Genomic DNA, 25,806 nt, shown 5'->3' on the forward strand with positions numbered 1-25,806 from the left:
ATCACGGCGTTGTGATGCCCGCGGCTACAGCTGCCTTGTGCCAATCCGGGAATTCACTCAGCAAACGGGTGTACAACTGGGCGTCGTCGACGGTGTCGATGTCGTCCAGCGCGAAGAATCCGGCATTGTCGACCACCCTGCCGTCGAGGTCGTCGAGCTTCTCCAGCACTCCGTAGTTGGCCTTGCCGATTCCGACGAACTGCCAAAAGGCCGGGAGCCCAGACGCTTCGCGCATCAATTTCGTGATTTCCTTGCGCTCGCTGAAGCCACCGTCGGTGAAGAACAGGACGAGCGTCGGCGCCGAACCACGTGTCAGGCCGGAAAGAATCTCAGTCATGATCGGCACTTCACGATTTGCGGCGCCGATCTTGTCGTAGTTGAATCCGCCGTGCGAGCCGCGCAAGTGCAGGTAGGTATCCGACCACTCTTCCGCGTCATGGACAGAGATCTCGGGGAGTTTGACGAAGCTGACTGCATACAAGTACGGCTCCAGCTTGCCGTCGTCATCGAGTTGGATCGCAACGGGAATCATGCGTTCGACAACACGATGCACCACTCTGGTGCGGTACTGCTTGGCCATACTTCCGGTTTTGTCGATCACCAGGACCACCCGTGCCCGAATTCCGTTGCCACCCTTGGTCAGCAGGACCTTGGCCACTTCGCGCTTTCGGAGGTCCAGCTTCTCCCTCTTCACCATGGAGAGTTTGGCTTCGTCGGGCACGGTCCGGATACCGCCTGTCGATTCAGCAGAGCCGGCGGGTCGAGCCGGCGGTTCCTCGTCGACCGAAACGCCGAATGCTGTTACCAGGTCCGCCAATCCGCTGTCCCAGCCAGCTGACACGTTTCGCAGCTTCCAGCCCGTGCCGCGGCGATAGATCTCGACGAGAACCGCTGCTCTCTCACTCGTCAACCCCAAAGCCTGAGCCACGATGGCGGTGGAACCAACCTGCTCCACCACGACACCAAGGCCCCCGACAGCAGACAGGGTTCCGTTTGCCGCCGCATCAAGTGCCACGGCAACACTCAGCTGATGGATGTCAGCGGGCAACCTCGCAATGTCGATTTCGATGACGCCGCCGGACTCCAAGCGCACCGCGCCTTCGGGTGAGACCGGCTGATTGAAGAAGACAAAATCTGCGTCGTCCCGTACTTTGTTCCGTTCGTCGAGCTGGAACACCATCAGGTCTACCGTGCCCGGGGCGCTACCGTTCACCGCCACCTTCAGCGAAGTTCCCTCAACGACTGTGTTCGCTCCACGCGCCAGCTCCATACCGGAAGATTAGCTGGCCACCAAAGAATCAACGGCCCCGCGGTCGGAAGAATCACAGCACACTTTCAGCAATCGCGAGGATTCTCGAGGCAGACTGTTCGTGGAAGATTTGTCGCACGCGGGACCAAGAGCCTGAACATCGACAGAATCCTAGGGTCGATCAGGAGGTCAAAATGCCGCACGGCCAGACGCGCACCATCCCGATGTTGCCACTCTTGCCACCTCTGACGAATTTCGACGACGCAAGTCGCTCGGTCGTGTCCTACCTCGACGAATATCTTCCGCTGGCACTGTGGTCGATCACGCGGTTCGACGGGTCCAATCAAATCTTTCTCACCGTCTCACCCAACCCACTTCACATCGAATTCGGCGAGACCCGGGCTTGGCCAAACACCATGTGCAGCGAGGTGGTACTCGGAAATGCGCCGCCAGTCTCATCGAATCGCGCGCTCGTGCGCGCACTGTCCCGTGATGGCAGGTGGGAAGGCATTGGCGCATACGTCAGCATCCCAATCCTCCACAACGACGGCAGTCTCTTCGGCACTCTGTGTGGCGCCGACCCGAGTGCGGGCGACTCCGCACTCGAGGACAACCTGGCCCTCCTCAATCTCCTGTGCCGACTTCTCGGAACCATTCTCGACGTCGACTATCAGCGCGCGCAGTCAGTCCGACTGGCCGAAACTGCGCAACTCGATGCCGAGACCGACCCGTTGACAGGTCTTCTCAATCGGCGCGGGTGGAATCGCATCCTCGAGGCCGAGCAAACTCGGTACCGCCAATTCGCCGATCCGGGAGCTATCATCATCGTCGATCTGGACGGCATGAAGACCATCAACGACGAACTCGGCCACGCCGCGGGCGACAAATACGTTCAAAGGGCCGGCAAGATCTTGGCAGCGTGCGCGCACCCTGGTGCGGTGGTTTCACGGTTGGGCGGAGACGAGTTCGGAATCGCTCTGCCCGATACACAGCCGCGCGCCGTCGACTACCTGCTCGAGTGTTTGGAGAAGGCGTTCCGGAATGCCGACGTCTGTTGTTCGATCGGTCGAGCCGACTTTTCCATGACCCAAAGCCTTTCCGAGACTTGGGATACGGCCGATGCGGAGATGTACCGCCACAAGCGCTCGAAGCACTGATTCGACTCCTCCACGGCCGGTTGGCACCGCATCGGAGGATCCCTTCGATGCGGTGCTCGGTCCGTGTTCTGTTGTCGCCAAAGAGGTTTGACCTCTCAGGTTTTGAAGGTGGTGTTCGCCGGCCTGGGTTGCTGTCCGGGGTCGATCGAGGGCGGCGGGATGAACCAGGGTTTGTTGTCGACTCCTATTCGGATTTCCCATTTCCCGACGAACCCTGATTTTCGGTGCATCAGCCGGTGGTGTGAACGGCACAGCAGGACCAGGTTGTTCATCACCGTCGGGCCACCGTTGGCCCAGTGCCAGATATGGTGCGCATCAGTCCAGGCAGGCACGCATGTGCAGCCCGGGAAGGCGCAGCCTTTGTCTCGGGCGATGAGGGCGACGCGTTGTTCGGCGGTGACCAACCTCTTTCCTGGTTGCGCATCCAAGGGCGCGCCGTGATCGTCGAGCAGAACGGTGGAGAGGAAGCAGTCGCATCCGAGAAGTCGGGTCTGCGACACCGAGAGTGGCCCGAGCCAGGGCATGTGGCCGACATCAAGATCCGACAAGTCCAGATCGGGTGAGCCTTCGTCGTCCACATCAGAAGGCGACGCGGCGCAATCCCGATGCTCAGCGAGATCACGCGCATTGATGTGCACGTTCACGTGTGGACGCTGACCACCATCGGTACCAGTCTTGGCGCAATCGAGATAGCGGCGGATCAGTTCGGCGAACCCGTCCGCCGTCCGCTTGGCCGCCGACCGAGAATCCGGGGTTCCATCGGGTGCCGGGGTGGGCATCGTCAGATTCGACAACGCCGACAGCAACATCTCGCCGGTGAGGGCGTCGAAATCGCCGCGCACCACCACTCGACCGTTCAATGTCGACGCGATCCGGAGCTCGTTGAGGTCGGTATCCTCGGCGGGCGGAATCTCATCGGATTCGAACACTCGCTCCAAGGTCGCGATCACGTTCCGCACCTTCGTGGTCGTCGCTTCCACCCCCGACGCAGCAGCCAACAACAGATCGATGCACTTCGGTAGTGCTTCCTCCGGCATGCCTTTCGGCGGTGATTCGCAGAACGCCACGATCAACACGGCATGATCGAACGAGCAATCCCCATCATCGAAGCCTGCCGCCACCGCCGGAAACGGCCGCAAAGCTGCACCCAGGGCGGCGATCTTCTTCCCGTCCCGAACCTGCAGCATCGTGTTGGCCGCCAACCACGAACCGACCCCGCGGCTGGCGATCACCTGATCATCCGGGCGCATCGAGAGTTCGTCGACCACTGCCACCCGCACAGCCTCGAGACGAAGAATCTCCGCGCTCGCCGACACCGCAGCCGCACGTAACTCAGCAGCCGACAACTGCCACAGGCGTCCGCGTAACCCCACCGCAGAACCAGACACCACGTCCGACAGACAAACACTCATTGAATCCCCCGATCCCCTCCCCAAATCATACTCGAACATGCGTTCGAGTCAATACCTCGCTACCAGCGCAAATAAGAGCAGGGAATAGTTCGACCGTCACACGCGTATTATTTGAGTAAGCAATACTTGCGGTCGCAAATAAATGGAGGGCGTCACCGATGACAACTGATGAACACGTACGTGGTCGTGTGTGGCGCGACCTCGTCGTCTCCCACAGCGTCATCCTCGGCAAGATGGAGGCGGACCTTCGAACCACCACCGGACTCACCCTTGGCCAGTACGACGTTCTGCTCCGACTGCACGAAGCTCCGGGAAACACGATCCGAATGGGCGATCTGGCCGAACTGGTCCTGGTCACCACCAGTGGCGTGACGCGCGTCGTCGATCGATTGGTCGAGGCCGGATTAGTGGAGCGCGTTAGACCGGACAACGATCGACGCGTCGTGACGGTATCGATGACGCCTGCGGGCAAGAAGACGCTTCGAAAAGCGTCCGCCATACACACGCGAGGGATCGCCGAATACTTCTCCGATCTCATTGAAAACGAGGAGCTTCCGGTACTCGAACGCTTCTTCTCCCGACTTGCCACACATCACACGAATCAAGGCGGCGCATGCGATGCGCACGTAGAACAGCTTTCCATCACCCCCACGAACAGATAGCGAGAAACAACATGGCTTTCGAATTGGGCGTCTACCATTTCGGTGAACTCACCCCAGACCCCACCACCGGCGCGATGATGAATCCCGGTGTCCACCTTCGTCATTTGGTGGAGCAGGCAACCGTTGCCGATCAGGTTGGACTCGATGTCTTCGGCGTCGGCGAGCACCATCGCACCGACTTCGCAGTCTCAGCCCCTGCCGTTGTGCTCGCGGCAATGGCTCAGGCTACCGACAACATCAAGCTGTCCAGCGCCGTAACCGTACTCAGTTCCGACGATCCCGTACGTGTGTTCCAACAGTTCGCGACAGTCGACCTGCTTTCCGAAGGCCGTGCCGAGATCATTGCCGGCCGAGGTTCGTACACGGAGTCATTTCCGCTCTTCGGGTACGACTTGTCCCAGTACAACGAACTCTTCGCCGAAAAGCTTGATCTACTACTGAAACTGCGCGACGAGAACCCGATCAACTGGGAAGGACAACTTCGCCCACCACTGATCGACGGTGACGTGACGCCCCGCCCGGACCGTCAGATTCCGGTGTGGATCGCAGTCGGAGGTACTCCGGCCTCTGTCGTCCGTGCCGCGAAACTAGGCCTGCCCCTCTCACTGGCCATCATCGGTGGAAGTTACCAACAGTTCGAACCGTTCGTCGATCTATACCGCAGGGCTGCAGCGGAGTTCGGACACGATCCGAAGAAACTGGCTGTCTCGATTGCTTCGCCAGGATTTGTCGATACCTCGAAGCAAACAGCACTCGACACGTCGTACCCGTACTTCCAGGCCGGGTGGATGCAGAATCATCATCAGCGCGGAAACGGAGTTCCCATGCCGCGCAGGGCATATGAAGCGCAGGCAACCACCGCGGGTGCGTTCTTCCTCGGCGGCCCGCAGGAAATCATCGACAAGACGATGGCGCAGTACGAACTGTTCCATCATGACCGGATCATGATCCAGATGGGGTTCGGCAACGTGCCACAGAGGGACATGCTGCGTGCGATCGAGATCCTCGGCACCGAAGTAGCCCCCGTTGTGCGTAAGGAAATCGAATCACTGAAGTCGTCCCAAAAATAGGAGTTTCGATGAGCACACCGCTCAAAATTGTTGCCGTTGTCGGCAACCTTCAAAAACCCTCCAAGACTCGTGCCCTCGTCGACCTGATCGTCGAAACCTTGGGAGACTTCGAGCAGATCGACACACGAGTTTTCGAGATCGTGGATCTGATTCCAGGTCTTGCATCTGCTCTGGATCGCGATCACGTCGACTCAGTGACCGCCGAAGCGCTGGCAGCAGTCGAGTCCGCCGATATCGTCATCGCGGCGTCACCGGTGTTCCGCGGTTCGTACACGGGAATGTTCAAGCATTTTTTCGATCTCGTCGACCAGTACGCGCTTGCCAACACTCCGGTGATTCTTGCCGCTACAGGTGGTAGCGACCGCCATGCTCTCGTGTTGGATCATGCCCTGCGGCCACTGTTCGCTTTCTTCCAAGCGCTGACCGCTCCGGTCGGAATCTATCTCAGCTCAGGTGATTTCGACGGAACGACCATCCTCAATCCCGAGGTATTCGAACGTATCGAGATGGCAGCAAAGGACGTCCTGCCGGTAGCGAGGATGCTCGCGGAGCGGCATCGAGTTGCGCTGACGTGAACGCCCCTCGTCTGCACAACAATGACCCGGAACCACCACCAGCGGTCACGACTGGCAATGCGGCTGATCCAGCACACTTACGCCGCTGATCCACATCGCATCACCGAACACCGTTTTTCAGTGATTCTTCAGCTCCATCGCAGTAGCGTCGAAAGGGCCACCTCATGTCAGGAGCCCCCATGACCACCCCGGATCAACCCACTGTCCAGCAATCCGTTCCTCAGCACCCGATTCGACCACCCGTCAATGCGGGCTGGGCAGTGGTCTCGCTGCTGTTCTTCTGGCCGCTTTCCTTCTCCGCTTTCACGCACGCCTTCAACGTGTATCCGCTGTGGGCTGACGGCGATGTGGCCGGGTCGCGGTATGCGTCCGATCGAGTGAAACGGCTCGGTCAGATCTCGCTGTGGATCGCAGGCGGCCTACTACTCCTGGTCTGCATCCTGTACGCGATTGCGGCAATCGTGTGGTTCGCCAACGGTGGCCACGATTACGGTCCGCGGCGTATGCGCTGAACAGCCACCCTGGACAACCACACCACCAGGACATCACCTCATCAATCGATCGACGAACGCCATGGTCTGGTCCATCGAAGCGACCGTCGTTTGACCGTGGCTGATTCCGGCGAGTTCTTGATACTCGAACTGCGTTCCCCGCGAACGCATGTCGACCAGTTGCGCCCAGGTAAGGGCGACAGGAACCGTTGTGTCCGACACGCTCTGCACCACGCGCAGTGGACGGTCGTAGCCGTCGACCGGCACCTGCATCATCTCGCGGAACAGGTCGTACATGCGCGGCGTCCATACCGACCGAGAAAACAACGAGCTCAACTGGATTCGTTCGGCTCGAATGTGTCGGCCGAGATCTCCGGCGCACAGTGTCCGAGCCTTTTCCATCCACTCGATCCCCTGCGGCGAGAGAACCTCGCGAATGTTCTCTTCGGGTCGTTGATCGTCGATCCCAGCCAGGACGTACAGCGCATATCCCACCAGCCCGGTGATACCGATGTCGGGAAACAGCGGGCCGCCCAACGGAAACAGCCCTTCCATGTGTGTGGGGCCTGCGACGACAACCGAGCCACGGAAATCCAATTCCGGTGCACGAGTGGTGGCATCGTGTCCCGCGAAGTACGCCGCATGACCACCTTCGGACAAACCCGCGACCATCCACCGCGGACTCAGCACATTGCCGTACAACTCGTGCGCGGCCCGCACGATGTCGACGGCATTCGCCCCGGCGGCATGTCCGTCGAGATAGGCCAGCACCCCGTCGGTACCAACTCCCGAGTAGTCGGTAGCGACCACCGCGTACCCCTGCTCCAACCAGCGTTCGATCGGTTCGATCTCGCCCGGACCGAATCCGGTCGACGAGGGTGCACACTGATCCGCACTGCCCAAAGTTCCGTGGGCATAGGAGATGACGGGCCAACCGCCCGCCGGTGGGGCGCCTTCCGGCAGAAACACGGACCCTGACGACTCTCCCCATCTGTCAGCGGTACGCAGAGTTCGATAGACGACCCGCTGCGTCTCACCGGCGCCGACCGGAAACACTGCGGCCGAGAGTTCGCCATAGGACTCCAGCGCGCCCGCGACTTCCGGTTCGTCCGCCGTCGCCACTGCAACACCTGACCCCCACCCGAGACCCGACAACAGAATGCTCGCCACCACGGCCGCAACAGAGGTTCTACCCGAACGACTCACCACGCCAACCCCTCCCGACCTGTGCAGAGCATGATGTCGATATGCAGATCATCATCACCGGTCACCGCCTGCCCGGACGTGAGTGTTCCGAAACCGCAACCTTCGAAGAGCGCAGCAACATCCACGTCGGCGTTCAGCGCCGAGGCAAGCCACACGAAATCCTCGACCTCGTACCGGGAGATACCGAGACAGTGCGATGGGAACTGACAGCGAGTCTGGAGCGAAAGTCCGGTGCCTGGGACTTACTCGGTCCATACATCCAGGGTCCACCTCGCGGACGCTTCATCTACCTGTCCTGGGTGACGGTATCCGATGACCAGACGTTCGAGATGTTTCGGCGCGCAAAGCTGATGCTCGACGCGATCCCCGAGCACATCGCCGAGGAGGCCGACGCTTCCGACATGCTCCACGGAGACCTCGGCCTCACCGACGCCGCAGGTAAACCACTGTGTGCGGCTATCCGACCGCCGACGATCACATGGTCATCCTCGCCTTACTGAGCATCGTTCAGTAGTGTGGAGATCGAACACTTAGCCTGCCCGGTGGCCCCACACGATCGATACGGAGTCCGAACTGATGAGCACCGAACACCTCGATGTCCTGATCGTCGGCGCCGGCTTGTCCGGCATCGGTGCTGCGTATCGACTCCAGACCGAGCTTCCCGGCAAGTCGTACGCAATCCTCGAGGCCCGCGCGAACAGTGGCGGAACCTGGGACCTCTTCAAATACCCTGGCATCCGGTCGGATTCCGACATGTTCACGCTCGGCTACCCGTTTCGGCCGTGGACAGATGCCAAAGCAATCGCCGACGGTGATTCGATCCTCCGGTACGTGCGCGACACCGCGCGAGAGAACGGGATCGACAAGAAGATTCGGTACAACCGGAAGGTGACGGCCGCATCATGGTCGTCGGCGGACTCGACGTGGTCAGTCACGGTCACGACCGGCGACGAAGACGAAACATTGACCTGCAATTTCCTCTATCTCTGCAGCGGTTACTACAGCTACGAGGGCGGATACACCCCCGACTTCCCCGGACGTGAATCGTTTGCCGGCGAGGTTGTGCACCCGCAGTTCTGGCCCGAAGAACTCGATTACTCCGACAAGAAGGTCGTTGTGATCGGAAGCGGCGCCACCGCAGTCACATTGGTCCCCACGATGTCACGGGACGCAAGCCACGTCACGATGCTCCAGCGATCACCGACATACATTCTGGCTCTGCCGTCCAGCGACAAGGTATCGGACACCATCCGCGCAGTATTGCCGAATCAACTCGCGCACAGCATCGCTCGATGGAAGAGCATCGTAGTGAACCTGAGTTTCTACCAACTGTGCCGGCGCAGTCCTGCGCGTGCAAAGCGGTTGCTGAACCTCGCGATCAGTCGCCAACTCCCGGAAGAGATCCCACTCGATCCTCACTTCACACCCACCTACGATCCCTGGGATCAACGCTTGTGCGTCGTACCGGACGGCGATTTGTTCAAAGCCCTCCGATCGGGCAAGGCCTCGATCGAGACCGATCGCATCGACACTTTCACCGAGACTGGAATTCGTCTCGCGTCAGGTCGCGAACTCGAAGCTGACATCATCGTCACTGCAACAGGATTGAAGATGGAAGCGTGCGGCGGGATGTCGATCGAAGTGGACGGCGAACCCGTCACCCTCGGTGATCGTTACGTCTACAAGGGCATGATGATCAGCGACGTACCGAACTTCGCGATGTGCGTCGGCTACACCAACGCCTCGTGGACTCTGCGAGCAGATCTCACGTCGATGTACGTCTGCCGACTGCTGACGGAGATGGACAAGCGCGGCTATTCGAAGTGCGTGCCGCACGCGAGCGAAGAGATGGACCAGCGGCCGATCCTGGACCTGGCGTCGGGGTACGTCATGCGTGCTGTGGAACAGTTCCCGAAGCAGGGATCGAAGTCACCGTGGAACATGCGTCAGAACTACATCCTTGATCGTCTTCACTCGACGTTCGGGAGCATCAACGACCACATGACGTTCTCGAAGGCGCCAGCTCGACATTCGACACCGGTACCGAGCAAGAGTTGAGCGGACCACGAACAACCAGGTAGAGCAATCGGGCGAAGCCACCAATCGATCCGACGACAAAGAACACACCCGAACCTGCGACTACTGCACAGAGCGCACCGAGAACGATGATCGCCGACGCCTCTACCATTCGACCGGCGGACTCCGATCCGAGAACGTGTATTTCATCAACTCCTTCGTCCATAAAACTATTTTCAGCCAACCGTCCAGCCGGTTTGTAGGGACTTTAGTCGCGAGTCGGATCAAAATGGACTCATAATTGCAGGTCAAGCGTTCAGTTGGCCATTCCGGCCGGATGATCTCCAGTCCGTTCCGTTGTGATGGTCGGCAACAGAGTGCTGGTCGAATACATGGACGATTCACGAATCGACACGGTCGTATCAAATCTCCGTGCCTCTCCACCCACTCTTACGCAGGGTGTGGCCCAGCAGCGTGACCACCAGTGAAAACATCGGCAGGGCAATGATCACCCTCGCGGCAAACACCCCCGATCTTCCCGGCCGCGTCCTTCGCAGCGACAAGATCAACGAACTCGCGCAGGCCTGACAGCTTGACCTCGAAAGACGAAACCGCGGGCGACGAGTTCCAACGCCACGGCCACCGAGCAGGTTTGTGCCAACAACAACCCTGCCAATACAAGAATTTGCACAGCACCGGCCTGAACGGCCGATCCCGTCGCGAGCAACACACCGACAAAGGCTCCGGGCAATGTCACGAGGCCGACGGTGCGCGTCTGGTCGACTCCAGGCAGCAGAGCATCGGAGGCAGCGGTGCGGGCTACCTCCCACCGCGCATCGCGTTGGGAAAATCCAAGGCTCAGTGCTGCTTCCACTTCCCCGTACCGGTCGTCGACGGCGTCGAGTCCGCGTTTGGCTGCCATCGATGTTGCAGTCATCGCGCCACCCAGAACAATGCCGCCGATCGGCACCAGAGCGACGCCTTGCAGCGGAACCACTCCGGACAGCAGCATCAGTGGCAGAACCACACCGATTCCCGACGCCAACGCGATGGTCAGCCAAACTCCGGACGTCCCCGCGTTCGAGCGTCGTGCCGCGGTGAAAGACGCCGCAACGAACATGCCGGCGAGCACGAGGAGCGCCGACCAGATGTGGGCCAAGGCGGCGGCAAGGATCAACGAAATCGCAGCCAGCTGAAGAGCGCCACGAGCGAGGGCACCGGGGACCACCCGAACGCTACCGAGATAGGTGAATCGGTAGACGAGCGTGGCGACAAGTGCCATGACGATGCAGAGCACAGCCAGACGGATGCCGGAGTCGGCTATCGAAAGGCTCATGGGTCTCAGTGTTCCCTACGAGCCGAGTCCGATCCGAATTCGAGAACCGCTCAGAACACCCAACCGCGAAGGGCGACGAATCGCAGGCCACCGACAATTCCGCTCACGGCGATCACAAGCCCGGCTTGAAGAAGCCCGTCGGCGCCTGGGAGAAGGAAGCCGAGCGCACTGATGGCGGCAGAACTGGCGATCAACCCGACCAGTGCGAGTCCACCGCCTTCCCACTGCGCGGTGAACCAGTTGACGCGATCCGCGGCGTGGAAGGTGAGCCGGCGATGCAGTTCGTTGGCCAGAATGGTGCTCAAGACCGCACCAACTGCGTTGGCGACCAGCGCTCCGTCACCGCGCAGCGCCAGAAAAGCGGCAAAGTACAAGATGTTGCTGGCTCCGCCGACGAGGGCAAAACGAACGAGCTGAGCAAAGGCGCCGTCGCCGGCAAGGGCGCGAAGCCTCGTTGCCGCGAAACCTGCACTCCGCGTACCCACCATCGAGATCGGATTGCTCCCGACCCAGATGTCAGACGTGCTCATATCGGCTTCTCTCATACGGACAATCGGAACCACACGTTCCGCTTAGTAATATAGCACTAACGGAATCGATCATTCCGCTTAGTGCCGTAGACTGTGAGGATGCCGACAACACACCCCGACGCTTCTCATGCGGGGACCTCGGCCGACTGCTCACAGCCGCGCCTTCGGTCCGACGCCAAGGCCAACCTCGAGCGCATCCTCAACTCCGCTCGCGAGGTGTTCGCTGCCCAAGGACTCGACGCCACGCTGGCGGACGTCGCGAAGCACGCCGGCGTCGGCGTCGGCACCGTCTATCGCCGGTTCGCCAGCAAGGACGAACTGATCCAGGCACTGTTCGACACGCGGTGTTCCGAGATCGAAACGATCGCCGCCACCGCCCGAGAGATGCCCGACGCCTGGGAAGGTCTTGTCTACTTTCTCGACGTGATCTCTCTGCGCATGGCAGACAACCGCGGATTCGGCGATCTCCTGATGGACGGACGCTTCACGTCCGACACCTTCGCTCGCGCGCGCGCCGGGATCGCTCGACACACTGCGGTACTTGTCAATCGAGCCAAGGAACAGGGCACCCTGCGCAGCGACTTCGAAGTCAACGACATTCCGCTTCTCATGCAGGTCGTCAAGATGGCCCAGAAGTTCGGTGGCGACGAGGCCCCTCAGGCTTACCGCCGCGCACTCGGGTTCATGATCGACGGACTCTGCGCGTCCCGCACCGACCATCGGGAACTGCCCGTGCCGGCGCTGTCCTCCGAGCAACTCGATCACGTCCTTCATCGGTTTCAGGCAACGCCCGGGAAGAACTGCTGAGTCGATTTCGGGGTCGACGCCATTGCGGCGTCGACCCCGAAATTTGCTGTCAGTGGGCGATTACCGGTTCACCTTCCGGCGAATCCGGAAGCAGTCCACTCCGAAGAACCAGTCCGGTCAAGACCGCACCGACCGCGAATATGCCTGCGGCCCAATAGAACGTCGTGGTGTAACTCTCGACGGCGGCCTGCGCCTGAGTCAGCGGATTCATCTCGCGGCCCACCAGGTAGTTGGTGGAAGCCGAGGCGGCAATCGTGCTGAGCAGTGCAGTTCCGATCGAGCCGCCCACCTGCTGCATCGTGTTGACCGTGGCAGATGCGACGCCGGCATCTTCGTGATGCACGCCTGAAGTTGCTCCCTGCATCGACGGGGCGAAAATGCTGCCCATGCCGAGTCCGGTGACGACGAGCCCCGGCAGAATGTGGACTGCATAGGTGCTGTCCACCGAGATCTGGGCCAGCAGAGTCATTCCGATCGCCGCGATGACCATTCCGCTCACGATCAGCACTCGCGGACCGACGCGCGGCAGCAAAACCGCTGTCGAAAGCGTTGCCGCTGTCACGATTCCGAACACCATCGGCATGAATGCGAGGCCGGTCATGATCGGGCTGTACCCGAGGATCAGCTGCATGTAGTACGTCAGGAACAGGAAGACTGCGAACATGCCTGCGCCGGAAAGGAAGATCGCCAGGTACGAGCCCGCCCGGATTCGGTCGAGGACCACCCGCAGCGGAAGAAGTGGGTGCTCGGACTTGGTCTGCCAGTAGATGAACGCCGCCATGAACACGACGCCGGCAACGAGCCACGAGATAGTGGGAGTTGCACTCCACCCGTCCGACTCGGCCTTCGAGAATCCGAAGACGATGCTGAACAAGCTGATCGACACCAGGATCGTTCCGGGGATGTCGAGCTTGGGTCGCGAGTCACTGGTGTGCGGCGCGAGCAACAGGACTGCTCCGACCAGAGCGATCGCCGCGAAGAAGAGATTCACGAAGAGGCACCAGCGCCAGTCGACCCACTCGGTGAGTGCGCCGCCGAGCAGCAGTCCGATGGCGCCACCACCACCGGCAACGGCACCGAAGATACCGAACGCCTTGGCACGCTCACCTGGATCCGTGAATGTCACGGACAGCAGCGACAGGGCTGCCGGGGCAAGGAGCGCACCGAATACGCCTTGGCCGGCACGAGCGGCAACAAGCATTTCGAAGTTGACGGCTGCGCCACCGATGGCGGAAGCGACTGCGAAGCCGATCAGGCCGACGATGAAAGTTCGCCTGCGCCCGAACAAGTCGCTCAATCGACCGCCGAGTAGCAGCAAACTGCCGAACGCCAATGCGTATGCCGTGATGATCCACTGGCGGTCCGAATCACCGAACTCCAGTGAGCGCTGCGCAGCAGGCAGCGCGATGTTGACGATGGTGGCATCCAAGACCACCATCAGCTGCGCAATTCCCAGAACCGCGAGAACCAGCCACCGCTTTGCGTGGTTGTCCCCTGAAGGCGCTGAGGACTGCTCGAATTCAGTCCGTTCAGCAATGTCTGACATAGTCCCTCGCCCAACCTATGCGGAGATGGCTTCTCCGGTTAGCAAAAACGCTACACCAAAACGGAGAGGCTGTCTCCACTTGGCGGGTAGAGTGGGGACATGAGTACCGCAATGGAGCGCCCCCTTCGCGCCGATGCTGCACGTAATCGGCAGTTGATCATCGACGCCGCACGTGAATTGTTCGCCGAAGAAGGGATCGACGTCACACTCGACGACGTCGCCCGGCGCGCGGGGGTCGGCGTCGGAACGGTCTATCGGCGGTTCGCCAGCAAAGAAGAATTGATCGACGGAGTCTTCCAGCAGAACTTCGCCGACATGGCAGCGGCCGCGGACGCGTCACTTGCCAATCCGGATCCGTGGGACGGACTTGTCACCTTTGCCGAATTCGCCTGCAGCCGTATGTCGGTCAACCGCGGACTCAAAGACGTCCTGAACGGAACCGACGAGGGATGCGAGCAAGTCGCATGCCAACGATCCATCATCGAACCGTCGGTCGAGAGGATCTTCTACCGGGCCCAGGAGGCCGGGATGCTGCGCACCGACGCCGTACCGACGGACCTGTTCGGCCTCATCTTCATGGTGGGCGCAGTCACCGAATTTGCTCAGCCCGTCAACCCGACCGTGTGGCGTCGATACCTCTCGGTAATGCTCGACGGCCTACGCACGGAGGGCTTGCACCGTGACGCACTGCCCCTTCCTCCACTGAGTTCGGAGGAATTGCACGAGGCCAAGCAATGCCTGAAAGACCGCCGCCGTTGAGCGGTTCGGTCAGATCTGCTCACGAGGAATGAAAATCCACATCACGATGTAGATCAGAAACTGCGGGCCGGGCAGCAGGCACGAGAGTACGAACAGCAAGCGGACAGTCGACGACTTCCAACCGAAGTACCGAGCGATTCCGGCGCACACCCCACCGAACATTGCTCCCGAGCGGGCGCGGGTGAGCTTGCGGGTATTCATCGGGGAGGTCATGTGTTGTTTCCTTTCAACGGAACTCGCGGTTCATCCGCGTCGACCTCCACTATCCGCTGCCGATCCACCTGTGCGCATCAGGCCATGGACCCATCTTTTCCGACGCGGTGTGTCCTCAGGTACGAGTCCGTCCCCGCGTCGGACTCAGGGTTCTCCCCCACACCCCGGCCTCGGACCTCAGCCTCGCACCTCAGCAGGGAAACATGCGTCGAAGCCGTTTCGGAGCCGCAAAAGGTTGCCAGTTGTCGACGTCCTGCGCCAGACGATCGGCAACGGTCCACAACGCCGACGGGTTGTGGGTCAACCCCATGTGACTGCCTTGCACCGCAATGCTTTCCGACAGGCCTGCCGAGGTTTCACAGCACGCTTGCCATGGAACGATACCGTCGTGCCTGGAGTAGACCGACGTGGCGGGAACGGAAATAGGCGATCCCTGTTCGGATTCGATGCCGTCGACCGGAGGCAGTATCGCGTGATTGCCGGACAAACGAGCGTAGAGAGATCCGACTCTCGTCTGCTCCAGACTGGTGAGACCGAAAGGACTTCCCAGTGTCACTACCTGACGCACCGAATCCGGCAGGTCCCTCGCCAGCTTTCGAGCGTAGATACCGCCCAGACTCCAGCCGATCACCGACACCTTCTGCTCGTATCGATCTGCTACCTCGGCCAATGCGGCAGGCAGTCCGTCGACCACCGTCGCCGTCGGACCGGTGTTCAGACCCAGATTCCAACCGTGAACCCGGTATCCGAGAAAGCTCAAGTATGTCCTCAAGGCGAGAGTCGAAACGTCCGAAGTCAGCAATCCGGGGAGAACGAGGACCGGATGCCCGTCCCCACGCGGCGATCGAAGCAACCAAGGAGCCGCGAGAAGCAGTGAAGCGATGTCGACCAGTCCGCGCGTCGGTTCGCTCAGACACATCGCCAAGGATGGTGGCCCCGGAACGAGTGGGTCGACTTCACGAATCAGCGTCGATCGCTGTGCCCAATCGAATTCGGTCTCCGCGAAATCGATCGCCGAGACTTCCGCAACTACGGACACCTGAACTCCTGTCGGCCGGTGCCCTCGTCGGGGCGTGTGGTTGGGCGGTTCCGCGAGCTGTGTGCTCAACCCGCGGAACCTTGTCCTCATCCACCACCGGTAGCGAACCAGGACCCGTTCTGCCCACAGATTCGTGACCAAATGCCTCTCGACCACGCGAACACTGTGTGATCCAGAACACTAGTTTTGGTTACGTTGCATCTACGTTGCGTAGATGTTTCATCGCTACCAAGGAGAATCTCGACAAGTCTTGTCAAGCACTGCGGTAGGCCGTTTCCTCCGGCAGAGCCGTCGGCGCTGCAGGTCCGAAGGGTCTGAGTGAAGTCACGCGGCCAATCGGTTGCGTCTCGATTGATCCCCTTTTCCAGTCGCTGCAACCAGCCTGGAAGCCATGATCGGTACAGACAGCGGTACCCAGATCCGACAGTTCGCATGCCGGATCTGTTTGTCGCGACGTTTGTCGGCGCAGACATTCCCACCGATCCGCAAGACAGCTGTCAGCCTGAAGCCTCGAAAGTCCAGTTCCGGCAGTGGGTCAGGCGCCTACGGCGATGTGCCAGGCCTGGCGTCCCGGCGCGTGACTGATTTCCATTGGCGACCGGATCGGGGCAACGAGAACAGCAGCAGCACAACTACTCCAGCGAGCACGATACCGATCAGATTGACACCGAGCTGAGCCAGCGAACTCAGCACGACATTCCACTTACCTGCGAAGACCGCAACGACCGCCAATCCCGCAGCTGGCACCGTCGTCACCGAGATGAACACCCCCACCAGGACCGTAGAGGTAGAGGTGACCGTTGCCAGCATGCCAGCCGCTCCCGCCAGCAGTGCTACCACCAGTGAGAACGGCCCCACCTCGTAGATGAAGTCGAATGCGCGGGCGTTCTCGACATCGCCGATTCCGACCCAGCCCAGACGAATCCACAGCATGGTAGCCAGGCCGGTGAGGGCCATCGCGGCCGGAAACGAGATCGCGAGGGTACGAATCGAATTTCGCACGAGATCTTTGTCTCGACGTACCAGACCCACTGAAAGCGCTGCCAGCGGCCGGAACTCCGGCCCCACCACCATTGCACCGACCAGGGTCAGCGGCGACGCCGTGGCAACACCGACTGCCGAGAGCAAAAACGCGATCACCAGGAAGGCCAGGAACGCCGGAGTCAGTCGGGCACCTTCGCGCACCTGACCGAGCAACTGCTCCCACACCACTGTCTCGTCGGGTCTTCTCGGGGCCGCAGTGTCCGCCCGTTCTGCGGAGAAGGACAGCATGGTTCCCGCCGGCTCGAACGAAATACCGCCAGCCCTCACCAGGTCCAGAGCAGTCAACGCGGCAAGCACGTCGTTCGCGCATGCGCGGGCTACATCGGCCTCGATCACATCTCCCGGCGGATCGACAGCGGCTCTGAGTGCGAGTGTCACATGAGTAGCCCCAGGTTCGGCGGCCAACATGTTCAGCACATCTCCGGTCCGCTCACTCGGCGAGATGACACGCAGATGCAGCACAGTTCTGTCTCCTTCAGCCGGCGGTGGCCTCGGGTGCAGGCAGCATCGACGGCCGGTCCATCACCGGAAACCATAGCGGGCTCGGACATGTCTCAGCACCGTGGATTCTCAGCGCTACGAGCCACACTCCCCCGGCGCACATACATCTACCGCACTGCGTTAGTCGCTAGGGCGCTCACGCAGCCGCGGCGGTAGTCGGTCCAAGTTGATAGATCGCGTTATCGCGGAGGAGCGCCCACCACACGTTCAGTCTCCGCCTCCCAACGCAAGAACCGCCTGCGTATGACACTGCCCCTCGGCCCGTTTGCGGGTACAAAAAGCCTACGACTGAGCGTTGTGCCGGATACTGTGCTGCGCGGACAGATAGAACGCCCGCAACAGCCTGCGGTCGTACCTGCGCGGCCGGCGCAGATTTCCACTGACTCGGCCCGAATCTCGCGGCACAGGCGCTAGACCCTGAGATGCCGGCCAATCTGTCTGCGCTTCCGAACGCAGACACGTCACCACCCGTGGCGGCGACATCTGCCCAGCCACCCGCACCAACTACCCGTTTGCGGCCTCGACCGCGGCGTCGTCAATCCGAGAGGCGTTGTATGCCTTCTTGTTCCGGAAGAGATATTGTCAAGACCTGTGGATGAGGGTGTTTCAGGCGACCTCCGTTTCGCTTGATTCGTCGGGCTCAGCGGGTGAGATGTCGATGGGTCGTTCGAGCAGCTTGCCTTTGTGGAACACCGCGCCGGCACGGACCAGCGCGACCAGATGGGGGGCGTTGACCGCCCGCCAGCGGGCTTGTGCGGCGTCGATCAGCTTGTAGGCCATGGCAATCCCCGCTGCGCGTGACCCAGGGCCCTTGGTGACCTTGGTTCGCAACCGCACGGTCGCAAACGTCGATTCGATCGGATTCGTAGTGCGCAAGTGGATCCAGTGCTCGGCCGGGTACCGGTAGAACTCCAGGAGCACGTCGGCGTCGTCGACGATCTTGGCGACCGCCTTGGGGTACTTCGCGCCGTAATCTACCTCGAAGGCCTTGATCGCGACCTGGGCCTTGTCGATGTCCTCGGCGTTGTAGATTTCCCGCATCGCCGCGGTCGCACCTGGATGAGCCGACTTGGGCAGCGCAGCAAGCACATTGGCCTGCTTGTGAAACCAGCAGCGCTGTTCACGGGTATCCGGAAACACCTCCCGCAGTGCCTTCCAGAACCCCAGCGCCCCATCACCGACGGCCAGCACCGGGGCGGTCATCCCGCGGCGTCGGCATGAGCGCAGCAGATCAGCCCACGACTCTGTGGACTCCCGGAACCCATCGGTGAGCGCGACGAGCTCCTTGCGGCCGTCGGCGCGGACGCCGATCATCACGAGCAAGCACAGCTTCTCCTGCTCCAGGCGGACCTTGAGATGGATGCCGTCGACCCATAGGTACACGAAATCGGTGCCCGAGAGATCCCGGTCGGCGAAGGCCTTCGCCTCGTCCTGCCATTGCGCGGTCAGCCGGGTGATCGTCGAGGCCGACAGCCCGGCACCAGTGCCGAGGAACTGCTCCAACGCCGCACCGAAGTCGCCGCTGGACAGCCCGTGCAGGTACAGCAGCGGCAACACCTCGGTCATCTGCGGGGACTTGCGTGACCACGCCGGCAGGATCGCCGAGGAAAACCGTTGCCGTTCACCGGTCTCGGCGTCGACACGGCGGTCGTTGACCCGCGGTGCGGTCACCGTCACCGCCCCCGCCGCGGTGAGCACGTCACGCTCGTGGTGATAGCCGTTGCGGACCACCAGCCGCCGGCCGTGCTCATCGAGATGCTCGGCGAACTGCTCGATGTATGCGGCGACTTCGGCGGCCAACGCCGCCGCGAGCATCTGCCGGGCACCGTCGCGAACGATCTCGTCAAGCAACGACCGACCAACACCGCTGTCGTCGTTGGAGGATTGCTGATCCTGAACTACCGTGAGCATGGGCGTACCTTCCCGAACCAGCGCGCCAACGCCGGTCCTGATCAGAGCTGATGGAATTTCAGATCATTCCCGGGAAGGTGCGCCCACTCACGCCGCCTCGCCGAGAACCATCCACAGGTTCTGATCATTGCTCTTCCGGAACCACACTTCCGACTTCGTCCGGCCGAATTTTCGAAGTCCGTCAGGCGATTGATAGGTCGAGTCGTCGAGAACACCGGGCGGCCGTTCTCCTTCAGCCATGCGAACAGCAGCACAAAAAGAGCCATACCCGGCGTCCCCAGGCAGCCCCGAACCTACAAATGTTCGGCCAGTATCGCCCGGGAAAAACGGTAAGGAAATATCAACTGGCAGAAACAGGATCCGCGCAGTCGCTGAACTGCCGTTCGAGCTAGCGCTCAGTTCGAGCAACTCTCGGGTGGCAGATTTTCGGCGGCCCACGTTGTCAGTTCACTGAGAGCAGGGAGCAGCGCCTGCCCCGACGCTGTGAGTTCGTACTCCACGGCGATGGGCGGACCTGCATCGACGCTCCTCGTCACCAGGCCTGCCCCTGCCAACTCCGTCAGGCGTTCCGAGAGCACCGAATCACTGATCCCGCCCACCGCGCGCTTGAGTTCGGAGAATCCCGCCGGCCCGTTCAGCAGCGTGCCGAGAATGACGCCGTTCCACCGTTTGCCCAGGAAGCCGAACGCGCGGGCCAGAGCCCCGTCACATGCGCGGGGCTCGTGTCCCGCTTCGCTCTTGCTTGCCACCCCACCATCCTAGCCACAGTGCTAACGTATCCGTAGGCACTATTTTTTTACTAGCAACTAGCTTTACCGGGTGATGCTCGGTCGAGCTACCACGGAACGGAAACCCCCGATGTCTCTCGACGCAGCCACCCCATTCACCGCCCAGCAACTCGACGAAGCCGGCCGCGAGCTCCTCTTCACTGCGGCTCGCACCGCCAACTCCTTCTCGAACGAACCTGTGACCGACGACGAACTGACTGCGATCTGGGAGCTCGCGAAGTGGGCACCGACCGCGGCCAACACCAATCCGCTACGTGTGCTGTTCGTCCGTACCGAGGAGGGCAAAGCACGCCTCGTCGAGCACATGGCAGACGGCAACAAAGCCAAGACCGAGGCCGCTCCTGCAGTTGCCGTACTGGCGGTGGACACCGAGTTCTACAAGCACATCCCCAACCTGTTCCCCATTCGCCCGGAGATGAAGGACTACTTCGAATCCGACGAGGCTGCCGCCAGTTCGACGAGTCGGTTCAATGCCGCACTTCAGGCCGGCTATGTGATCCTCGCGATTCGCGCACAGGGTCTGGTCGCCGGCCCGATGGCCGGGTTCGACGCCGACGGCATCGACGGCGAATTCTTCGCAGACGGACGTTTCAAGACGATCCTCGTGGTGAACATCGGCCATCCCGGTGAGAACCCCTGGTTCGATCGTCTGCCGCGCCTCTCCGATGAGGATGCGCTCAGCTGGGCCTGAGGACAATTCGGACAAATCAAGCAATGCGGGAGAGTTCTGCGGAACTCTCCCGCTTTGCCATCTACAGCGCGTTTCAACTCTGCACGCAGTGGGTACATACCCGAGTCTCGCAAAATCTCACGTCCAGAACAACATCCGACACGCTGCAATCGGAATTAGTTGCAGTATCTCAGTTTTTGGACGACAGTCGAGGGAAACCCCTCGGCCTACGGAGGCTGCGGGGAAAACCCTTGTGCGCCGGTCGGTGTCGAGGGAAGACGTTCGAGCGAGCAGAAGTCCGAAGAAAGTGGGTTCGGAAATATGGGCGCCCTATGGGATTTTGTCGTTGCACGACGACAACAATTGATGACCGACTCGTACCTACATGTTTCAGCAGTTATCCAGTCCGTGATCATCGCGACGATTGCCGCCGTGATCATCGGCATTCTCGTCTACCGGAGCCCGGCGGGATCCTCCATCGCTACGGCGTTGGCCAGCACGATCCTGACGGTTCCTTCATTCGCCCTCCTCGGACTGCTCATTCCGATTCTCGGTCTCGGCGTCGCTCCCACGATCACCGCGTTGATCTTGTATGCCCTGCTCCCGATCATTCGGAACACGATCATCGGTCTGGATGCAGTCAACCCGGCGATCACGGACGCAGCCCGCGGTGTCGGAATGAATCGCATGCACGTACTGAGTCGAATCGAGCTACCGATCGCGTGGCCGTCGATCCTCACCGGCATGCGGGTCAGTACACAGATGCTCATGGGCATCCTCGCCATCGCGGCGTACGCCAAAGGTCCTGGTCTGGGAAACCTGATCTTCTCCGGACTCTCGCGTGTCGGTAGCCCGAATGCTGTTCCGCAAGCGCTGGTCGGCACCGTACTGATCGTCATTCTCGCTCTGATTCTCGACGGAATCTACGTCGTCATCGGTCGTCTCACTACTTCGAAGGGGCTGCAATGACTGAAACCATTCCGTCTGACGTATCCACAGATCAGAAGGTATCCGGGGTCGAGATCGTCCTGGAGTCCGTCACCAAGCGGTACCCGGGCCAGAAAGCTGCAGCGGTGGACAATGTTTCGCTGACTGTTCCGGCTGGTGAGATCGTGGTCTTCGTCGGACCTTCGGGTTGCGGCAAAACAACGACGATGCGCATGATCAACCGCCTGATCGAACCTACCTCCGGCAAGATCACCATCGACGGCAAGGACGCGCTGTCGATCGACCCGGACAAGCTCCGCCGTGGCATCGGGTACTCGATCCAGCAGGCAGGCTTGTTCCCGCACTTCACGATTGCGAAGAACGTCGCGACTGTCCCGGGTCTGATCGGTTGGGACAAGAAACGTATCGCAGCGCGCACCGACGAGATGCTCGACCTCGTAGGCCTCGATCCCGATACCTATCGCGACCGCTACCCTCGCCAATTGTCCGGCGGGCAGCAACAGCGTGTGGGCGTGGCGCGGGCGCTGGCTGCCGATCCTCCGGTGCTGTTGATGGACGAACCTTTCGGTGCCGTCGATCCGATCACCCGCGGCCTGCTCCAGGACGAACTGATGCGTCTGCAGTCGGAGTTGGGTAAGACCATCGTCTTCGTCACGCACGATTTCAACGAGGCAGTCAAACTCGGTGACCGTATTGCCGTGCTGGGCAATCAGTCCAGCATCATGCAGTACGACACTCCGGAAGCGATTCTCGCCAATCCCGCAAACGACATGGTCGCCGGATTTGTCGGGGCGGACGCCTCGCTCAAGCAGCTGACCCTGACACGCGTGCGCCAGATCAAACTCAAGCAGTGCCTCACCGCCCGCGAAACCGATTCGGTCGATGATTTGAGAACCGCACTCGCAGCGCGTAAGTGGAAGTGGGCCCTGATTCTCGATCAGCGCGGACGGCCGCTTCGCTGGGTCTCGCCCGGCCACCTCGCCCATGCGTCGACTCTTCGAGGTGTCGGTAACGAGATCGGCGAAGCCGTGTCCATCCAGTCCACCCTGCAGGATGCTTTGGAAGCTCTTCTCGCAGAGAGCAATGCGTCCACCGTGGTCACCGGACGGCGTGGCGAGTACGTCGGTCTCATCACCATCGACACACTGGTCAGCCATCTTTCCGAAATGCGCGAGGAGCATGCGCACGACCACGACGAAGAGCCAGACACCGAGAACGTCGAGGGTTGAACATGACTGCCACGACAGAGGAGCGCGTCTCCGCGCCTGAGATGGAACCGGACGCCCCCGATCTGGGTGCGGCCGAGAACGCCGCCACGCGCCGTGCGGAACGGATGCGACTGTATGTGCAGCCGGTCATCGTCCTGATCCTGGTTGCGGGCGTGTTGATCTGGGCATTCAGCCGAGATCTCAACGCGACGCAGAAGGCGAGCATCAACCTCGACAACATCGTCACTCTGACCTGGCAGCACGTACTGATCACCGCCGCCGTGGTCATCATCGTCGTCGCCATCGCGGTTCCACTCGGAACCCTGCTGACCAGGCCGAAATTCACCCGCCTGGCACCGTTCTTCGTGGGAATAGCCAACATCGGAGCCGCAGCGCCTGCCATCGGCCTGCTCGTGCTGTTCTATCTCGCGACAAGAACGACCGGCTTCTGGATCGGCGTGTTTCCCATTGCGTTCTATTCGTTGCTTCCGGTGCTGCGCAACACCATCCTCGGCTACCAGCAAGTGGACAAGACCTTGATCGATGCGGGGCGCGGGCAGGGAATGTCTTCGCTCACGGTCCTACGTCAACTCGAGTTCCCGATGGCCGTCCCGTACATCCTTGCAGGACTGCGTACTTCGCTCGTTCTGGCCGTCGGTACTGCGACGCTGTGCTTCCTGGTCAGTGCCGGCGGACTCGGCATTCTGATCGACACCGGATACAAGCTCCGCGACAACGTCACCCTCGTGGTCGGTGCCGTACTGGCGGTGTCGTTGGCCTTGCTGATCGACTGGCTCGGCGCGCTCGCCGAAACTTATCTCGGGCCCAAGGGATTGCGATGACCAAGACTTCGATCACCAGAACGTGGGGCTGGAAACTCGCGGTTGCCACGATCGGCCTCACACTTGTCGCTTCGTGTGGTCTCGAGTCCGGTGGCGCACTGCCCCTGGCCGTCGGCCCCGGCAGCATCGAGCCGGTTCCGGAGCTCGAGGGAGTGAAGATGACCGTCGGCTCCAAGGACTTCACCGAGCAGATCGTGCTCGGGTACGTCATCGAATTCGCGATGGCCGCTGCGGGCGCGGATGTTCGAGACCTCACGAACATCCAGGGCTCGAACAGCACCCGTGACGCACAGTTGAACGGCCAGATCGATCTTGCGTACGAATACACCGGAACCGGCTGGATCAACTACCTCGGCAACGAGACACCGCTTCCCGATTCGCAGGCGCAGTTCGAGGCCGTCCGCGATGCGGACCTTGCTGCGAACGACATGGTGTGGACCGATCCGGCGCCGATGAACAATACGTATGCATTGGCGATGAGCAAGGAGACCGCTGAGAAGACCGGTGTCAAGACCGTTTCCGACTACGCGAAGTTGGTCGAATCCGATCCCGGAGCTGCGGTGACGTGCGTCGAGACCGAGTTCAACGTCCGCCAGGACGGATATCCCGGCCTGGCAGCGAAATACGGTTTCGACGCCTCTCGTGCCCAACGCCAGATCCTGCAGACCGGCATCATCTACCAGGCGACAGCCGATGGCGATCAGTGCAAGTTCGGCGAGGTGTTCACCACCGACGGTCGCATCATCGCACTCGATCTCGTTCTGCTCGACGACGATCTCCAGTTCTTCCCGAAATACAATCCGGCACTGGTAATGAAAAAGGACTTCGCGGAAGCACATCCGCAGGTAGCAGAAGTCATGGCACCGATCTCGGAGCGACTGACCAACGAGGTGATGACCGAACTCAACCGGCAGGTCGACGTCGACGGCAAGGAGCCGGCGGACGTGGCCCGCGACTGGCTGGTCTCGGAAGGCTTTGTCACGGCGCAGTGATCGGCTGACCGCAACCCAGCCGAGTAGTTACCGCTTGCGTCCGACGCAGAACACCCGCCGGAACGGAAAGAGCGTTCCGGCGGCTGTTGCGGGGTAGGCCTCCCTCAGCAGATCGGAATACTGACGCTCGAACTCCGGAGCGTCAGCTTCGCCGAGAACGTCGAGCACGGGCCGTAACCCCGTCCCCCGTACCCATCCGAGCACCGGGTCGGCACCTGCCAGCACGTGTACGTACGTCGTCTCCCAGGCGTCGACGTCGAATCCGTGTTCCTGGAGACGCTGCGCGTACTGAACTGGACTGTCGACGCCTTCCGGGCCGCGTAGGACGCCACCCAGTCGCTCACTCCATTCCGCTGATTCCGCGAGATCTCGCATGAGCGCATGGGACGGAGCATCGAAGTTACCCGGCACCTGCCACGCCAGCCACGATCCGGATTCCAGGGTGTCCGCCCACTGGTCGATCAGCTCGCGATGGCTCGGAACCCACTGCAATGCAGCGTTACTGACGACCACGTCGTAACCGGTGGCGTCGAAGGACATGATGTCCCCTAACTCGACGGTGACGTTTCCCGGTAGGTCTGTAGGGGCCTGCGCGACCATTTCGGGAGACGAGTCGAATCCGGATACCGAGGCGTCCGGCCATCTTTCCCCGAGCATCGCGGTCAGGGTGCCTGATCCGCAGCCGAGGTCGGCTACCCGCGTCGGGTCTTCGGTGGCCACCCGTGACACCAGGTCCACGAACGGGCGTGACCGCTCACCCGAATAGCGGCCGTAGACTTCGGGATTCCACGTGACAGTGCGCATGAACCCATCCTGCACCCTGTTCCTGAGAAT

General features: G+C 61.2%; 27 protein-coding genes and 1 pseudogene. 14 read left to right on the forward strand and 14 right to left on the reverse strand.

All coding sequences use genetic code 11. The features are described from left to right. Position 1: 1 nt before the first annotated feature. The gene (locus tag RHP72_RS23650; RefSeq protein WP_065351361.1) at positions 2–1,270 is read right to left on the reverse strand and encodes a VWA domain-containing protein; all 1,269 of its coding nucleotides are present in this window, start codon (positions 1,268–1,270) and stop codon (positions 2–4) included. 173 nt (positions 1,271–1,443) lie between these two features. Here RHP72_RS23650 and RHP72_RS23655 point away from each other — a divergent pair, with 173 nt between their 5' ends. Beyond that, complete coding sequence (locus tag RHP72_RS23655) at positions 1,444–2,406, forward strand: sensor domain-containing diguanylate cyclase (RefSeq protein ID WP_311093893.1); 963 nt, start codon at positions 1,444–1,446, stop codon at positions 2,404–2,406. A gap of 95 nt (positions 2,407–2,501) precedes the next feature. On the opposite strand, the gene RHP72_RS23660 is transcribed toward RHP72_RS23655, so the two are convergent. Next, complete coding sequence (locus tag RHP72_RS23660) at positions 2,502–3,818, reverse strand: DUF222 domain-containing protein (RefSeq protein WP_311093894.1); 1,317 nt, start codon at positions 3,816–3,818, stop codon at positions 2,502–2,504. Between the two features lie 158 nt (positions 3,819–3,976). On the opposite strand from RHP72_RS23660, the gene RHP72_RS23665 reads away from it, so the two are divergent. From RHP72_RS23665 to RHP72_RS23680, 4 genes are all read left to right on the forward strand, one after another. Next, positions 3,977–4,480, forward strand: a complete 504-nt coding sequence (locus tag RHP72_RS23665; RefSeq protein WP_311093895.1) for a MarR family transcriptional regulator — start codon at positions 3,977–3,979, stop codon at positions 4,478–4,480. Positions 4,481–4,491: 11 nt separating this feature from the next. Then, the gene (locus RHP72_RS23670; RefSeq protein WP_063315826.1) at positions 4,492–5,550 is read left to right on the forward strand and encodes an LLM class flavin-dependent oxidoreductase; all 1,059 of its coding nucleotides are present in this window, start codon (positions 4,492–4,494) and stop codon (positions 5,548–5,550) included. An 8-nt stretch (positions 5,551–5,558) separates the two neighbouring features. Further along, positions 5,559–6,125, forward strand: a complete 567-nt coding sequence (msuE, locus tag RHP72_RS23675) for an FMN reductase (protein WP_007731485.1) — start codon at positions 5,559–5,561, stop codon at positions 6,123–6,125. Between the two features lie 179 nt (positions 6,126–6,304). Continuing rightward, on the forward strand, positions 6,305–6,637 hold the full coding sequence (locus RHP72_RS23680) for a CD225/dispanin family protein (protein WP_007731480.1): 333 nt from the start codon (positions 6,305–6,307) through the stop codon (positions 6,635–6,637). 33 nt (positions 6,638–6,670) lie between these two features. Here the strand turns inward: RHP72_RS23680 and RHP72_RS23685 are convergent, their stop codons facing one another. Beyond that, a complete protein-coding gene (locus RHP72_RS23685; RefSeq protein ID WP_311093897.1) occupies positions 6,671–7,825 on the reverse strand; it encodes a lipase family protein in 1,155 nt (384 codons plus the stop codon). 38 nt (positions 7,826–7,863) lie between these two features. Between RHP72_RS23685 and RHP72_RS23690 the strand changes: the two genes are divergently transcribed. Both RHP72_RS23690 and RHP72_RS23695 read left to right on the forward strand, forming a co-directional pair. Beyond that, complete coding sequence (locus tag RHP72_RS23690) at positions 7,864–8,322, forward strand: DUF5990 family protein (protein WP_311093898.1); 459 nt, start codon at positions 7,864–7,866, stop codon at positions 8,320–8,322. A 76-nt stretch (positions 8,323–8,398) separates the two neighbouring features. Beyond that, on the forward strand, positions 8,399–9,880 hold the full coding sequence (locus RHP72_RS23695; RefSeq protein WP_311093899.1) for an NAD(P)/FAD-dependent oxidoreductase: 1,482 nt from the start codon (positions 8,399–8,401) through the stop codon (positions 9,878–9,880). 523 nt (positions 9,881–10,403) lie between these two features. Here RHP72_RS23695 and RHP72_RS23700 read toward each other — a convergent pair. Together RHP72_RS23700 and RHP72_RS23705 are read right to left on the reverse strand one after the other, a co-directional pair. Then, entirely contained in the window at positions 10,404–11,174 is a 771-nt protein-coding gene (locus RHP72_RS23700; RefSeq protein WP_007731470.1) for an ABC transporter permease, read from the reverse strand. Between the two features lie 50 nt (positions 11,175–11,224). Continuing rightward, a complete protein-coding gene (locus RHP72_RS23705; RefSeq protein WP_020908979.1) occupies positions 11,225–11,662 on the reverse strand; it encodes a GtrA family protein in 438 nt (145 codons plus the stop codon). Between the two features lie 141 nt (positions 11,663–11,803). Between RHP72_RS23705 and RHP72_RS23710 the strand changes: the two genes are divergently transcribed. After that, positions 11,804–12,511, forward strand: a complete 708-nt coding sequence (locus RHP72_RS23710) for a TetR/AcrR family transcriptional regulator (protein ID WP_007731468.1) — start codon at positions 11,804–11,806, stop codon at positions 12,509–12,511. 49 nt (positions 12,512–12,560) lie between these two features. On the opposite strand, the gene RHP72_RS23715 is transcribed toward RHP72_RS23710, so the two are convergent. Next, positions 12,561–14,057 carry an MFS transporter gene (locus RHP72_RS23715; protein ID WP_003940566.1) on the reverse strand — a complete coding sequence of 499 codons (1,497 nt, stop codon included), beginning with the start codon at positions 14,055–14,057 and terminating at the stop codon, positions 12,561–12,563. Positions 14,058–14,156: 99 nt separating this feature from the next. Between RHP72_RS23715 and RHP72_RS23720 the strand changes: the two genes are divergently transcribed. Further along, on the forward strand, positions 14,157–14,816 hold the full coding sequence (locus RHP72_RS23720; protein ID WP_080712681.1) for a TetR/AcrR family transcriptional regulator: 660 nt from the start codon (positions 14,157–14,159) through the stop codon (positions 14,814–14,816). Positions 14,817–14,825: 9 nt separating this feature from the next. Here RHP72_RS23720 and RHP72_RS23725 read toward each other — a convergent pair whose 3' ends face one another. From RHP72_RS23725 to RHP72_RS23755, 7 genes and pseudogenes are all read right to left on the reverse strand, one after another. After that, a complete protein-coding gene (locus tag RHP72_RS23725) occupies positions 14,826–15,029 on the reverse strand; it encodes a PspC domain-containing protein (RefSeq protein WP_003939828.1) in 204 nt (67 codons plus the stop codon). A gap of 190 nt (positions 15,030–15,219) precedes the next feature. Beyond that, the gene (locus RHP72_RS23730; RefSeq protein ID WP_020970664.1) at positions 15,220–16,068 is read right to left on the reverse strand and encodes an alpha/beta fold hydrolase; all 849 of its coding nucleotides are present in this window, start codon (positions 16,066–16,068) and stop codon (positions 15,220–15,222) included. A 543-nt stretch (positions 16,069–16,611) separates the two neighbouring features. Further along, positions 16,612–17,574: a DUF389 domain-containing protein gene (locus RHP72_RS23735; RefSeq protein ID WP_007731461.1), complete on the reverse strand. Its 963-nt coding sequence runs from the start codon at positions 17,572–17,574 to the stop codon at positions 16,612–16,614. Between the two features lie 175 nt (positions 17,575–17,749). Next, positions 17,750–18,094, reverse strand: a pseudogene (locus RHP72_RS23740) (transposase); the annotation flags it as partial. Between the two features lie 125 nt (positions 18,095–18,219). Beyond that, positions 18,220–19,524 carry an IS256-like element ISRer3 family transposase gene (locus tag RHP72_RS23745; RefSeq protein WP_042927240.1) on the reverse strand — a complete coding sequence of 435 codons (1,305 nt, stop codon included), beginning with the start codon at positions 19,522–19,524 and terminating at the stop codon, positions 18,220–18,222. 87 nt (positions 19,525–19,611) lie between these two features. Continuing rightward, a complete protein-coding gene (locus RHP72_RS23750) occupies positions 19,612–19,764 on the reverse strand; it encodes a hypothetical protein (protein ID WP_311093900.1) in 153 nt (50 codons plus the stop codon). Between the two features lie 155 nt (positions 19,765–19,919). Further along, complete coding sequence (locus RHP72_RS23755) at positions 19,920–20,273, reverse strand: helix-turn-helix domain-containing protein (RefSeq protein WP_007731459.1); 354 nt, start codon at positions 20,271–20,273, stop codon at positions 19,920–19,922. Positions 20,274–20,382: 109 nt separating this feature from the next. On the opposite strand from RHP72_RS23755, the gene RHP72_RS23760 reads away from it, so the two are divergent. From RHP72_RS23760 to RHP72_RS23780, 5 genes are all read left to right on the forward strand, one after another. After that, the gene (locus tag RHP72_RS23760) at positions 20,383–21,003 is read left to right on the forward strand and encodes a malonic semialdehyde reductase (protein ID WP_007731458.1); all 621 of its coding nucleotides are present in this window, start codon (positions 20,383–20,385) and stop codon (positions 21,001–21,003) included. A gap of 300 nt (positions 21,004–21,303) precedes the next feature. Continuing rightward, positions 21,304–21,951 carry an ABC transporter permease gene (locus RHP72_RS23765; protein ID WP_019745160.1) on the forward strand — a complete coding sequence of 216 codons (648 nt, stop codon included), beginning with the start codon at positions 21,304–21,306 and terminating at the stop codon, positions 21,949–21,951. Beyond that, on the forward strand, positions 21,948–23,159 hold the full coding sequence (locus tag RHP72_RS23770) for an ATP-binding cassette domain-containing protein (RefSeq protein ID WP_007731456.1): 1,212 nt from the start codon (positions 21,948–21,950) through the stop codon (positions 23,157–23,159). Before RHP72_RS23765 ends, RHP72_RS23770 begins: the two co-directional genes overlap by 4 nt. 2 nt (positions 23,160–23,161) lie before the next feature. Beyond that, positions 23,162–23,980, forward strand: a complete 819-nt coding sequence (locus RHP72_RS23775) for an ABC transporter permease (RefSeq protein ID WP_003939758.1) — start codon at positions 23,162–23,164, stop codon at positions 23,978–23,980. Then, the gene (locus RHP72_RS23780; RefSeq protein WP_003939988.1) at positions 23,977–24,972 is read left to right on the forward strand and encodes a glycine betaine ABC transporter substrate-binding protein; all 996 of its coding nucleotides are present in this window, start codon (positions 23,977–23,979) and stop codon (positions 24,970–24,972) included. Before RHP72_RS23775 ends, RHP72_RS23780 begins: the two co-directional genes overlap by 4 nt. A gap of 27 nt (positions 24,973–24,999) precedes the next feature. Here RHP72_RS23780 and RHP72_RS23785 read toward each other — a convergent pair whose 3' ends face one another. Then, positions 25,000–25,776, reverse strand: coding sequence for a trans-aconitate 2-methyltransferase (locus tag RHP72_RS23785; RefSeq protein WP_030535206.1), 777 nt, complete (start codon positions 25,774–25,776; stop codon positions 25,000–25,002). Positions 25,777–25,806: the final 30 nt, after the last annotated feature.

Origin of the sequence: Rhodococcus sp. SG20037, assembly GCF_031763325.1 — a bacterium.
GTDB lineage: Bacteria > Actinomycetota > Actinomycetes > Mycobacteriales > Mycobacteriaceae > Rhodococcus_F > Rhodococcus_F qingshengii.